We start from the raw sequence: 12,596 nt of genomic DNA, 5'->3' as shown, positions 1-12,596 counted from the left end.
CCAACCTGAGGAACTTATTCTTATTGCCATCTTATACGCTCAAGGATTTTAATGGTTTTGGCGCACCAGGCAAGGATACGATATATTATTAGCGGACTAATGAGATCCTCGGGGGATTGGGGGCGAAAGTGCCATGTTTCTATCAACTATAGGGGTAAATAACCATAACCAAATGTTTCGATTTCACTCCCCTTATTCTCTATTACCCTAGCAACCAACCTTGAACTACATTCCCTTACCGGTAGTACTCCTTTTTGTTCAGGCACGAACTCCAATCTCGAATCCCCTAAGCCTCCTGATGCGTCCCTCCAGATTAGCACCTTGCCAATCCCCCGACTAGAAAGCAACACATAACCTAAAAGGTTGCAGGCGAAGACTATTAAAATAAGATAAGGAGATAATAAGCTAAAATGATCGAAAACAAAGCATATCGCTCTATCTTTTCCCCTTGCTCAGTTCAAGAACGAAAAGAGAATTTTGACAGCTACTGGGCTTTTACTCAGCAGCATGCCGGCGAACTTTTAGAAGAAGATAAAGATCTCGTTAATAAACGGGAAAAGCTAAAATACTTCCAAGACCATCCAGTCCGTTCCCGAAATCCTCTCCCTAACCCTGAACTGTTCTACCGTAATTACGTGAAATTCAAAGACGATCCCCAGTCTGTCGATCGCAAGACGCTGCTTTTAACCACTATTTATAAGTTTGCCCGCCACGAGTGGGTTGGCATTTCAGGGGCTTGGGAGATAATACCCACAATGGCGGAAGCAAAAACGCTGACCGATAAAATCAGCCGAGTCCACTTAGCAGAAGAGTTTTGTCATGTACGCTTCTTCCATGAAATGCTAAGAACTTTTCATCTAGATAAGGTCGAATGGGTCCCCTTAGGACCGGTAAAACAGAAAATTTATAAGATCTTTCCTCGTCTGCCTGGTTTTTTAATGGATACTCCAGCTTTTGTCACAGAACTCATGGGAATGACCTTCTACCAGCATTTGGATGCGCTATTTGAGGAAGTATTGGCTGATGAGCCCGAAGCCCGGCAGCGGCTCAGGGAAATTCTCCATGAAATTATGGTGGACGAAATGGCCCATGTGGGGCAACGCAGAAATTTCATTGGTCCGACAGGGATCAAAGCTGCTCAGCTTATGGTTGCGCCTTTGTATCGTGGGTTTTTTCGAGATATTCCAGAAGCCAAATATTTATTTAATATTGAGCAAATGATTCAAGAGGGATTGGCCTTCGACTATAATTCTGTGTCCCCCCAACTATTGACTCGTAGCTGGGTGCCGAGCTATTGCCAAGCTTAAGCGAGAAATAATGCTTGCCACCGCCGCAATACGGCGGTGGCTATTCCTATCGGCAATCGTTACCTGCTTGAATACGCAAGTAACGTTCTAAATATATATTCAATACCGCCATTAAAGCTTATTTGCTTTTCTGGGAAGAAGATTGGTGATGAGCTAACCCTTTCACGCTATCACAAGAATAAGCGCCGCCATAAGCATAGGGATCTGATCCGTACCTTTTTGGGAGCCGAGTCCATACCACATGGGTAGCGCCAAGGCCATCCGCCTGCCTTAGGGCTTGGTGTTTCGCTTTGTTTTCCCATGTTCTCCTGGCGGCCTTACCCCAACCTGAAAAACCCCTTACATCTCCCAAAAATTTACAGTCACTCACCTTTGAAGAGGCAACTTGCTGGATACTTTGCGCATCTCCAGATGCAATAGCCACCGATGGCGTAACAAAAATCATTGTCATCAAAATAACTACATATAAAAAAGGTGCTTGAAAAGAGAACGAATCAAAGATTTTGAACTGTTTCACTTTATCCCTCCTTTTCAGGGTTACCACTGACAACAACAAGGCAAAAAGGCGCCCTAAGGCGCTTTTGGCAGCCTTCAAAGGTTCAGCAGCGGAAAAACTCCTTTAGTGGAGTAATATGGAAGCGGAGCCTAGCTACTCGCTCAGGTAGGTGAAGTGCGAATGCATAGTAACCCTCTTATGCCATTCTTGAATAACTTATTGATTTTAATAATGATAATTAACTAATAATTAACAACTTAACGCCAATGAGGGGTAACAACCCAACCAGGAACCTGTTCCTTTAGGACGACAGTGGCGCAGTCAATCTCCGCGGCTAGCAGCGTATTTGTCCCTAGTACCCGAAGTCGTCCATAGTTAAATTGGTTATAATTAATTTATTGACTTCTAGCATTACTAGCATTACTCCTACCTTTCCCGGCATCATATCCGGGCATTAACCTAGCTTTAAGAAGGGATATTAGCCACTAAATGTTTAGAGGATAAGTAGTAGAAAACGAATAACATTGTTGCGATATTTGCTACAATTAATTTATTTATGCAAGATCTTAATCTGATGGCAATTTTTGCTCGCGTAGTAGAGGTAGGGAGTTTCTCGGAAGCGGCCCGGCGCATGGACACCTCCCGCTCTGCTGTAAGCAAGGCAGTCGCCAAACTGGAAAAAAGCCTTGGTGCGCGATTGCTCAACCGGAGCACCCGCCATCTCAGTCTAACCGAGGCTGGAGCAGCCCTAGTCGAACATGCCGCTCGCATCTTGGAAGAGGCCGAGCAAGCCGAGCGGGTGGTCAGCAGCCTCCATGCCGAACCCCGTGGAATGCTCCGGGTAAGTGTATCGGTCGCCTTTGGCACCCTTCACATTGCCCCTGCGCTGGCCGATTTCGTTGCTCGGTATCCCGAGATCAAAATCGACATGGCGATTACCGATCGGCCAATAGATCTGGCCGAGGAAGGGTACGATGTGATCATTCGCGTAACGGGCGAACCAGACCTTAATCTAGTGGCCCGTAAATTAGCGCCCGTGCATCGCAAACTATGCGCCACGCCTGAGTACTTCCTGCGGCGGGGAATACCACGAACGCCAGAAGATCTCGTTAACCACGATTGTTTGGACTACACTCTTTCGGGCGAGCAGGGCTATTGGCATTTTACTGGACCAGAAGGAAAAATCGCGGTGCCAGTATCAGGACCGTTGCGCATCAACGATGACGATGCACTTTCCCAGGCAGTTCTCGGCGGCTTGGGCATTGCACTGTTGCCCACTTTTACGGTCGGCAAGGATCTACAGGAAGGACGGCTCCAAGCAGTACTCTCCGAGTACCTACCGGTGGAACGCTATATCTATGCCATGTACCTTCCTACTCGACATTTACCGGCGAAGATCCGCGCCTTCATCGACTTCCTCTTGGCCCGCTTTGGACCTGAACCTTACTGGGACCGCCCCATCGGCAAAAACTAATTGAAATAATTTCCCCTTGAGAAAAAAGGTTGCGCAGACTCTCCAGGTACCCTAGCTTCATACATAAGGATCTCGGCAAAAATTTTGAGAAGAATGCGGTCGGTTTCGCACGGCTCAACCACCCCGACAAGTAGCGTGCGCTGTGCCCACGAAAGGCGTACGCCGGTTAGAATAGAGGCTAGGAAAATCAACCTCTCAAATTTTCGCTGGGGTACCTATTCTTCATAGAGATGAGTGATTTCAGGCAAGGTAAGGGAGATCACCATGTCCCACTCAGTGCAGAACAAATTCTCCCAAGTCAGAAAGCGCGACGGGCGCTTAGTGCCTTTTGACCAAAGCCGTATTACCCATGCGATATTCCGCGCCATGGAAGCCAGTAAAGAAGGGGATCTTGCCCATGACCCTTCCCGGGTCTCCGATAAAGTAATAGCAGAGTTGAACCAGCAATACCCTGCTACCCACATCCCCCAAGTAGAAGAAATCCAGGATCTGGTTGAGGAAACATTGATCCTGATGGAGTTTGCCAAAACGGCTAAGGCCTATATCCTCTACCGGCATAAACGGGCTCAAATCCGAAAAAAAGCCAAAGCAGTCCCGGAAAAAGTCAAACAGCTTGCCACTGAAAGCAAGTCTTTTTTCTCCAATGCCTTAGCCGAGTTTATTTACTATCGTACCTATTCTCGCTGGCTAGAAGAAGAAAACCGACGCGAAACGTGGATAGAAACGGTAGAACGCTACATGGCTTTCATGAAAGAAAAACTTGGCAAGGATCTCAGCTCGGTAGAGTATCAGGAAATCCATCAGGCTATTCTGCAACAACAGGTCATGCCTTCCATGCGCCTGCTGTGGTCTGCCGGTAAAGCTGCCCGTGTCAATAACATCACCGCCTATAACTGCTCCTTTATCGCCCCTACCCAGCTCCAAGATCTGGCCGAAATCCTGTATCTACTGATGTCTGGAGTGGGAGTAGGTTTTTCGGTAGAAAGCCAGAATGTGCAACAACTGCCGATTATTCAGCGGCAAACGGGAGAAATACTGCCCACCTACAAGGTTGGGGACAGCAAGGAGGGTTGGGGGGATGCGCTAAAAGCCGGATTACAAGCCTGGTATGATGGCAAGGATATCCGCTTCGATTACTCTGAAGTCAGACCCGCCGGCTCACGTCTTCACACCATGGGGGGACGTAGCGCTGGTCCTGAACCCTTACGGGCCCTGCTAGAGTATGGACGTGGAAAAATTCTCAGTGCCCAAGGCAAACGGCTGCGTAACATTGATGTCCATGACCTCATTTGTAAGATTGGCGCAGTCGTGGAGATGGGGGGGGTGCGCCGGGCCGCCTTGATCTCCCTTTCCGATGCCGACGACGAAGAGATGCGTCAAGCGAAAAGCGGCCATTTTTATATCAATTACCCCCAGCGTTCCATGGCTAATAATTCAGCCGTGTATGAAACCAAACCTAAGGCCACTGATTTTCTCAGAGAGTGGCTGGCCCTGGCTCAAGGGGGAACCGGTGAGCGCGGACTGTTCAATCGGGGTGGCCTGGAAACCCAGCTTCCAGAGCGGCGGTGGCCCGGTTTTGAACCCTATTGGTCCACCAGTGGGACTAACCCCTGCGTAACAGGGGATACCTGGGTTTTAACCGATCAAGGCCCAGTTCAAGTTAAGAAACTTATTAACCAATCATTTAACCCGGCTGTTAATGGAAAGGCTTACAGCTCAGAAGGCTTTTTCAAAACTGGAAACAAAAAAATTTTTGAGGTAGAGACTAAAAAGGGATATAAGCTTAAGGCGACGAAAAATCATCAGGTACGCACAGTAGATTATGAATCCAGAAAAATTCAAAAAACGAGCTGGAAAGAACTGTGTAAGCTCAGTAAGGGCGATAGGATAGTTTTACACAATCATAGCGATTATGAATGGGAAGGAGCCGGTGATTTCCGCGAAGGATGGCTGGTTGGAAATTTGCTGGGGGATGGGAATATTGAAAAAACAGGAAAGGCAAACTTAGATTATTGGGGAAACACCAAAGAAGCAATGGCCAATCAGGCGTTGAACCTTGTCCATGAAACAGTTGGAGCGCGAGCGGATTTAGCGGGACATACAATGGAAACAGGCGTAATCAGAGTCCAATCTGTTAATCTGGGAAAAAGGGCTCAGGAATTGGGATTAGTTAACCGACAAAAGTTAATTTCGGAGAAAATAGAAGAAACCTCATCCGATTTTCATATAGGTTTTCTCCAAGGATGGTTTGACGCCGATGGCTCTGTCCAGGGAGCGCAGAATAAAGGTGTGAGTATAAGATTGGCATCCAGCATTTATCAAAATTTGCAAGCAGCGCAAAGAATGCTGGCAAGACTAGGTATTATTTCTACGATCTATAAAAACAGAAGATCCGCCGGGAAACGAATGCTGCCAAACGGAAAGGGAGGATTCAGCGAGTACGAATGTAATCCGGATAACGAATTAATAATTTCCGGAGCCAACATTACCCGCTTTAATTTTAGAATCGGATTCAGTGATCCAGAAAAACAAAGCAAGTTAAACCAAAAACTTTCCGACTATAACAGAGATTTAAACAGAGAAAGGTTCAGTGATGAAATTGTCAGCATTAGACAAGTAGGCCATGAAGACGTATACGACTGCCAGGTGCCGGGAGTGAATGCATTTGATGGAAATGGAATCATGCTGCATAACTGCGGGGAAATCATCCTGCGCAATAAGCAATTTTGTAATTTATCCGAAGTGGCCGCCCACCCGGAAGATACGGAGGAAACGCTTCTCGATAAAATCCGGATTGCTTCGATTTTAGGGACTTACCAATCCACGCTGACTGATTTCCCCTATCTCTCGCCAGAATGGAAAAAGAATTGTGAAGAAGAGCACCTGCTTGGTGTTTCCATTACCGGCCAGTGGGACAGTCCAGTGGTGCGAGATTCCCAGATTTTAAACAAACTACGGGATCAGGCCATTGCCACCAACCGTATCTACGCCAAACGCTTAGGGGTTAATGAGTCCGCCGCGGTGACCTGTATCAAACCATCCGGTACCGTTTCCCAGTTAGTTGATGCCGCCTCCGGAATGCATCCGCGCTATGCCCCTTATTACCTGCGGCGGGTGCGCATTTCCGCTCAAGACCCCTTATTTATTATGTTAAAAGAGCAAAAATTCCCTTACCACCCGGAAGTGGGGCAAGATGAGACCACCGCTTCCACTTTCGTGTTGGAGTTTCCGGTCTGCGCGCCGGAAGGCAGTATTACCCGCACCGATCTCAATGGAATTGAGCAGCTCGAATATTGGAAGATGGTTAAAGAAAATTACACCGAACACAATCCTTCGGTGACCATTTCTGTCGCTGAAGAAGAATGGATCGAGGTAGCCAATTGGCTCTACAACCATTGGGATATATTGGGTGGTTTGTCTTTTCTGCCGCGAACTGAGGCAGTCTACCAACTTGCTCCTTTCGAAGAAATTACGGCGGAAGAATACCAAAGGCGTGTTGCTGAACTCCCCAAGGCCGACTTTTCCCATATTGTGATTTATGAAAAAGAAGATACCACCCGAGGGGCTAAAGAGCTGGCTTGTGGTGGCAGTGGATGCGAAATTGATCCGGAAGAAGGCTCACTTATCAGTGGCGCTCCCAACCCCTACCCCTAGCAAGGTAGGGGTAGCGCTACTCCTATCATTGCTTGCCGCTTCCTGCTCGGACAGCAATAACAGGGCCGTCCCTACCCTAAAATGGTACGTGTTTGATGAGCCTTCGGGCGCCTTTGAGAAGGCGGCAAGACAATGCTCAAAGGCAGCTCAAGGCGCCTATCAAGTAGATATAGTGACCCTGCCCGCTGATGCCAGCCAACAACGGGTGCAACTGGTGCGGCGGTTAGCGGCAAAAGACCCCGATATCGACCTGATTGGTATGGATGTCATCTGGACCGCTGAATTCGCTGAGGCAGGCTGGATTTTGCCATGGCAGGATGAAGCGGCGGCCCAAGCCAGGCAAGGGCGGCTAAAATCCACTATTGAAAGCGCCACTTATGACAATCAGCTCTGGGCCATTCCTTTTACCAGCAATATTCAATTGCTTTGGTACCGCACTGATCAGGTGGAAAGCCCGCCCCAGACTTGGGATGAATTGATTGAAATGGCCGAATCCCTGGGAACCGGCACCCTTCAGGTGCAAGGGGCGCGCTATGAAGGCTTGACCGTCTTATTCAATTCCTTGCTGGCTTCTGCAGGCGGCTCCGTGCTAGACGAAACCGGTGAGGCCGTCTCCCTAGAACAAGAACCCACTGAAAAAGCCCTAAGCATTATGAAACGCATCGGGACTTCCCGGGCTTCCGACCCTTCACTCGCCACTGCCCGCGAGGATGAAGCCCGGCTTGCCTTTGAAGCGGGAAGCGCTTTTATGATTAATTATACTTATGTTTGGCCAAGCGCCCATCAGAACGCCCCCCGCATCGCTGCCCACATGGGATGGGCCCGCTGGCCGGCAGCCATCGAAGGTAAACCTAGCCGGGTGACCTTAGGAGGCATTAACTTAGGTGTTGGCGCCTATTCTCAATATCCCGATTTGGCCTTTCAAGCGGCTGCCTGCATTGCCTCCAGGGAACATCAACGACTTGCGGCCACCCAAGGCGGCTTATTGCCCACGCTCGAAAACTTGTATGAAGATCCCCAAATTGAAAAGGCTTTCCCCTTCGCTAATGTCCTCCAAGCCACCCTAAAAGATGCGGCCCAGCGTCCTCCCAGTCCTCTCTATAATGATATTTCCTTGGCCATCAGCCGGACCTTGCATCCCATGAGAGCCATCAATCCCCAGGAGGATATTTCCAAGTTGCGGAAGGTCATCGACCGGGCCCTTCACTCCGAGGGACTGCTGTGAACGCTCGAGGCAAAGCGGAGCGCCATTTGGGGTGGCTACTCTGCGCCCCGGCGGTGATTACCATGGGAGCCGTCACCGCCTACCCTATTCTCTATGCCTTATGGCTATCCCTGCACCGCTATGATTTACGTTTCCCCCATGACCGCTCATTCGTGGGCTTGAGCAACTACTGGAGTGTACTGAGCTCTGAGCTGTGGTGGCAAACATTAGGTAATACCTTAATCATTACCATCGGTTCAGTATCAGTAGAGCTGGTGCTTGGCTTTTGCTTAGCTTTAGTGATGTACCGGGCAATTTTTACCCGCGCGATGGTACGAGCGGCCATTCTTATCCCTTATGGAATTATCACGGTAGTCGCTGCCTTAGCCTGGAAATTTGCTTTTGATCCGACTACCGGGTTTGTCAATGCCCTGCTTAATTTGGAAGGCGCCTGGCTAACGGAACGCTGGACAGCATTTTTCGTCATTATCTTTACTGAGATCTGGAAAACCACCCCCTTTATGGCCTTACTCCTCCTGGCAGGGTTGACCCTGATTCCAGCAGATCTGCTTAAAGCAGCCCGGGTAGACGGGGCCACAGCAATACAGCGTTTTTTCAGGATCACCCTGCCCCTCATGAAACCAACGGTGCTTGTGGCCTTGCTGTTCCGCACCCTAGATGCCTTTCGGATTTTTGATACGGTATTTGTGCAGACCCGAGGCGCTCAGGGGACAGAAACCGTCTCCATTACTGGTTACAATGCCCTTATCGTCAGGCTTAATTTGGGCCTTGGCTCGGCAGTCTCAGTGCTGATCTTTATTTGCGTGATACTCATTGCCGTGCTGTTTATTAAAGGTTTTGGAACCTCTGTGGCTCAACAACGAGGTGAACGGTGATGGCTCGTGGGAAATTTAACCAAAATCTGGCAGAACGGCTTTTCTGGGGGAGCGGCAGTGTAGTGGTCATCATCTATGCCCTCATTCCAGTAGCCTGGATTATCTCCCTCTCCCTTAAAAGAGGCGCTGATCTCAATGACAACCGCTTCTTCCCACGCACCCTCAGTTTTGAACACTACCAGGCTATTTTTCAAGATCCCCAGTTTCCAGCCGCCCTATGGAATTCGGTAGGCATTGGAGCTATTTCTACCCTCTTTGCCGTTATCTTGGCCATGTTTGCCGCCTATGCCATTGTGCGGTTGGAATTCCCCGGCAAACGAATCATTCTCTCGGGAGCCCTGGCGATTGCCATGTTTCCACCGATTGCCATCATTGGCCCCCTCTTCAATTTATGGCGGCAAATCGGGCTCTTTGATACTTGGCTGGGGCTGATCCTGCCCTATATGACCTTTACCCTGCCTTTAGCTATCTGGACTTTATCGGCCTTTTTTAGGGAGATTCCCTGGGATCTGGACAAAGCCGCCCGAGTCGACGGCGCCACGCCATTTCAAGCCTTCCGCAAAGTGATCGTGCCACTAGCTGCACCCGGAGTCTTCACGGCAGCTATTTTAGTCTTCATTTTCGCTTGGAATGACTTTTTATTTGCCATTTCCCTAACTTCGACTAACCAAGCCCGAACCGTACCTGCAGCTATCGCCTTTTTCACCGGCGCTTCTCGCTTTGAACTGCCCACCGGCTCCATTGCAGCAGCCTCCGTGGTGGTCACTCTTCCTATTGTGATCATCGTTTTAATTTTTCAGCGCCGCATTGTTGCGGGTCTCACCTCCGGTGCAGTTAAAGGCTAGTTAGGGGAGTACAGAGTACTATGAATCCATTGCAAAATATTTATTATGGCAGAGATCCTCATTGACAACGTCACTAAGCGCTTTCCTGATGGTACTGAAGCGGTAAGCAATGTCAGCTTGACCATCAAAGATGGTGAGTTTTTTATTCTGGTGGGTCCTTCCGGTTGTGGAAAATCTACCTTGCTCAATATGATTGTGGGACTTGAGGAGATCACTCAGGGTGAGATTCGGGTAGATGGCCAAGTGATCAATACCCTGGATCCCAAAGATCGAAATATGGCCATGGTCTTCCAAAGTTACGCTATTTACCCCCATATGACGGTGCGGGAAAATATGGCGTTCCCTTTGAAATTAGCCAAAAGACCCAAAGAAGAAATTACCCAAAAAGTAAATCATGCAGCCACCATACTGGAGCTTACTGAATTTTTGGACCGCAAACCGGCTAGCTTATCGGGGGGGCAACGACAACGGGTCGCCATGGGGCGGGCCATCGTGCGTCAACCTCAAGCATTCTTGCTAGATGAGCCCTTATCTAACCTGGATGCTAAACTCCGGATCCAGATGCGTACCGAACTGTCACGCTTACAAAAGCGCTTGGGGACGACCACCATTTACGTCACTCATGATCAAAGTGAAGCCATGACACTGGGCGACCGAGTCGCCATACTCCGCCAAGGTAAGGTACAACAGGTGGGAACCCCCCGGGAGCTGTACACTACTCCCCGTAACCTATTTGTGGCTGGGTTCATTGGCTCCCCCGCCATGAATTTTCTCCCTGCTCAACTGGAAAGCGAATATCTTATTTTGCCCATGGCTAAATTCAAGCTTCCTGCTAAGCTACGGGACCGCCTCTCCAATCTCCAGGGTTCTGTCATTGCCGGTATTCGCCCTGAACACTTTCAAGATGTAGCTCTCGCAGGAGAGGACAAAGAGACCCTCCCGACTTTCAAGGCTACCGTCGACGTCATTGAGTGGATGGGCGCTGACGTCTATGCGCACTTTGAAATTCAAGGGAAAATAAATAACCGGCTACAAAGCTTGGCTAAAGACTTAGAGGTTGAGACTACCCAAGATAGCGCTATCCGGCTGGTTGCCCGGCTAGGTGCGTCAAGCCAAGCCACGGAAGGAGACGAATTGGAGATGCAGCTTGACGTCCACAAGCTGCATCTATTTGATACTCAAAGTGGTGAAAGTCTTACTTGCTAACATCCTTCCCTTATAAGGATATTTAGTTTTCCTATTTTACTGTGAGTCTATTCTCAACGTCCCTGACGCCTTCAATACTCCGGGCAACATCCTCCGCTTCCCGGGATTGGTCTTTAGTATCAACAAACCCGCTAAGCTGCACTATACCTCGATAAGTTTCTACCTGAATATCAAGCCCACTCACCTGTGGATCAGCTACTAAAGCGCTTTTAACCTTTGAGGTAATCCATGCATCATCAACATATTCTCCTGTACCTTCTTCAGGGCTACTCGCGCAACCTAGCATTAAAATAGTCATAAACATAATAAGAAAAATCATGTGCTTGGCTGGTTTTTTCATGTTTTTCTCCTTATCAGGGCGTATATTATTAATCAACAAAATCCAAATTTCTATTTCCTAAGATTTCATTCCTAGAATTTTAGAACAAAGAATTAGGAATGCTACTCACATTAAAAATATACCCAAAAGTCTAAGTGAATTCTTGGCTCATACGCTCTATACAAAAACAAAAACTTGTAGTTTTAAAGAAATGGGCTACTGTTCTATGTATGTCCACGATGACAAAAATGAATTTATTTAAGAAATCCATAAAAAATATGGAGGATACAATGAAAGCTAAGATTATAACGATAGCCCTATTATTAACTGGCAGCGTCTTTCTCAATGGCTGTGAACAGGAAGGACCAGCTGAAAGCGCCGGTGAGAAAGTTGACGAAACGATGGAAGAAGCCGGAGAAAAAATGGAAGAAGCAGGAGAAAGAGCGCAAGAGGCTACTGAGTAGAAATTTTAGGGAGCCCCCGGAAAAGCCGGGGGTTTTTCCCGCTTAAGCCCGGTAAATTTTAACTGCTTTGATATCACAACCACATGTGGCCGCAATATATTAGAGGATGTTGAAAATTTTCATGTCAGCGTAGGTTATATAGAACGGCTTGATGCACTTCCTCCCTGGCACACCCCCTACTAACATTTTCAAATTTCCCATTCCCATTTGCTCCTGGCAAATTGATAGATTTTGTTGCACTCAACCGTAAGAAACTAATAGAACCCCCTACTCAACATAAACTTGCTGCTCAGTTCCACTCAATTGCGTAATATAGCCGATCCTTATCCCTCTCAGACAAGTTCTCTTGTTTTTCTCATGAAATCATAAGATTGCGATAAGAAAATAAAGTAAATTAACTTATGATTAGGATTTTTGTCGCTATAAGCAAACAATTTTATAAAAAAATAGTAAGTAGTTATATATTAGGAAACTATTTGTCGCAAAAAAGAGACACAACAAAAGGGTCACGAAGATCAACTCTATATTTGATGAAGAAGATCTCTATTTTAAAGATCATGATTAAGCTTATAAAAATTACAAAAAAACGTGTAGAAATTATAGTAAATATCATTTACTCATTAATGAATTTAAATTTTTTACAGAGTTAAATTTTAAATAATAATTAATAATTATTGGTATTTATAAGCTCCCGACTACGCCAGTTGTTTCAATGCGAACAGTGGCGCAGT

At 47.5% G+C, this 12,596-nt stretch carries 10 protein-coding genes; 8 read left to right on the top strand and 2 right to left on the bottom strand.

Going from position 1 to position 12,596, the window contains the following annotated elements:
• Nucleotides 1–410 precede the first annotated feature (410 nt).
• On the top strand, nt 411–1,307 hold the full coding sequence (locus NHAL_RS07855; RefSeq protein ID WP_013032635.1) for a ferritin family protein: 897 nt from the start codon (nt 411–413) through the stop codon (nt 1,305–1,307).
• A 118-nt stretch (nt 1,308–1,425) separates the two neighbouring features.
• Here NHAL_RS07855 and NHAL_RS07850 read toward each other — a convergent pair whose 3' ends face one another.
• A complete protein-coding gene (locus tag NHAL_RS07850; RefSeq protein ID WP_238985474.1) occupies nt 1,426–1,824 on the bottom strand; it encodes a hypothetical protein in 399 nt (132 codons plus the stop codon).
• 553 nt (nt 1,825–2,377) lie between these two features.
• On the opposite strand from NHAL_RS07850, the gene NHAL_RS07845 reads away from it, so the two are divergent.
• The 6 genes from NHAL_RS07845 (at nt 2,378) to NHAL_RS07815 (ending at nt 11,082) form a co-directional block, all read left to right on the top strand.
• The gene (locus NHAL_RS07845; RefSeq protein WP_238985473.1) at nt 2,378–3,277 is read left to right on the top strand and encodes a LysR family transcriptional regulator; all 900 of its coding nucleotides are present in this window, start codon (nt 2,378–2,380) and stop codon (nt 3,275–3,277) included.
• A 264-nt stretch (nt 3,278–3,541) separates the two neighbouring features.
• Entirely contained in the window at nt 3,542–6,931 is a 3,390-nt protein-coding gene (locus tag NHAL_RS21025) for an LAGLIDADG family homing endonuclease (protein ID WP_013032633.1), read from the top strand.
• On the top strand, nt 6,906–8,156 hold the full coding sequence (locus tag NHAL_RS07830) for an ABC transporter substrate-binding protein (protein WP_013032632.1): 1,251 nt from the start codon (nt 6,906–6,908) through the stop codon (nt 8,154–8,156). Before NHAL_RS21025 ends, NHAL_RS07830 begins: the two co-directional genes overlap by 26 nt.
• Complete coding sequence (locus NHAL_RS07825; RefSeq protein ID WP_013032631.1) at nt 8,153–9,031, top strand: carbohydrate ABC transporter permease; 879 nt, start codon at nt 8,153–8,155, stop codon at nt 9,029–9,031. Before NHAL_RS07830 ends, NHAL_RS07825 begins: the two co-directional genes overlap by 4 nt.
• Nucleotides 9,031–9,876, top strand: coding sequence for a carbohydrate ABC transporter permease (locus tag NHAL_RS07820; RefSeq protein WP_013032630.1), 846 nt, complete (start codon nt 9,031–9,033; stop codon nt 9,874–9,876). The genes NHAL_RS07825 and NHAL_RS07820 overlap by 1 nt, the downstream gene beginning before the upstream one ends.
• A gap of 45 nt (nt 9,877–9,921) precedes the next feature.
• Nucleotides 9,922–11,082 (top strand): ABC transporter ATP-binding protein, encoded by a 1,161-nt coding sequence (locus NHAL_RS07815; protein WP_013032629.1) that lies wholly within the window; start codon nt 9,922–9,924, stop codon nt 11,080–11,082.
• A gap of 31 nt (nt 11,083–11,113) precedes the next feature.
• Here the strand turns inward: NHAL_RS07815 and NHAL_RS07810 are convergent, their stop codons facing one another.
• Nucleotides 11,114–11,422, bottom strand: a complete 309-nt coding sequence (locus tag NHAL_RS07810) for a BON domain-containing protein (RefSeq protein WP_013032628.1) — start codon at nt 11,420–11,422, stop codon at nt 11,114–11,116.
• A 218-nt stretch (nt 11,423–11,640) separates the two neighbouring features.
• Here NHAL_RS07810 and NHAL_RS07805 point away from each other — a divergent pair, with 218 nt between their 5' ends.
• Entirely contained in the window at nt 11,641–11,865 is a 225-nt protein-coding gene (locus tag NHAL_RS07805; RefSeq protein WP_157862515.1) for a hypothetical protein, read from the top strand.
• The last annotated feature ends 731 nt before the right edge of the window (nt 11,866–12,596 follow it).

It is taken from the genome of Nitrosococcus halophilus Nc 4, from assembly GCF_000024725.1.
Classification (GTDB): Bacteria; Pseudomonadota; Gammaproteobacteria; order Nitrosococcales; family Nitrosococcaceae; genus Nitrosococcus; species Nitrosococcus halophilus.
The sequence above is the reverse complement of the archived record's forward strand: the minus strand, read 5'-3'. Positions and strand labels throughout refer to the sequence as shown.

Bases quoted from the DNA above. Each gene is read 5' to 3' on its own strand.
- NHAL_RS07855 (WP_013032635.1), top strand. From the start codon at position 411: ATGATCGAAAACAAAGCATATCGCTCTATCTTTTCCCCTTGCTCAGTT.
- NHAL_RS07845 (WP_238985473.1), top strand. From the start codon at position 2,378: ATGGCAATTTTTGCTCGCGTAGTAGAGGTAGGGAGTTTCTCGGAAGCG.
- NHAL_RS21025 (WP_013032633.1), top strand. From the start codon at position 3,542: ATGTCCCACTCAGTGCAGAACAAATTCTCCCAAGTCAGAAAGCGCGAC.
- NHAL_RS07820 (WP_013032630.1), top strand. From the start codon at position 9,031: ATGGCTCGTGGGAAATTTAACCAAAATCTGGCAGAACGGCTTTTCTGG.
- NHAL_RS07815 (WP_013032629.1), top strand. From the start codon at position 9,922: ATGGCAGAGATCCTCATTGACAACGTCACTAAGCGCTTTCCTGATGGT.
- NHAL_RS07810 (WP_013032628.1), bottom strand. From the start codon at position 11,422: ATGAAAAAACCAGCCAAGCACATGATTTTTCTTATTATGTTTATGACT.
- NHAL_RS07805 (WP_157862515.1), top strand. From the start codon at position 11,641: ATGACAAAAATGAATTTATTTAAGAAATCCATAAAAAATATGGAGGAT.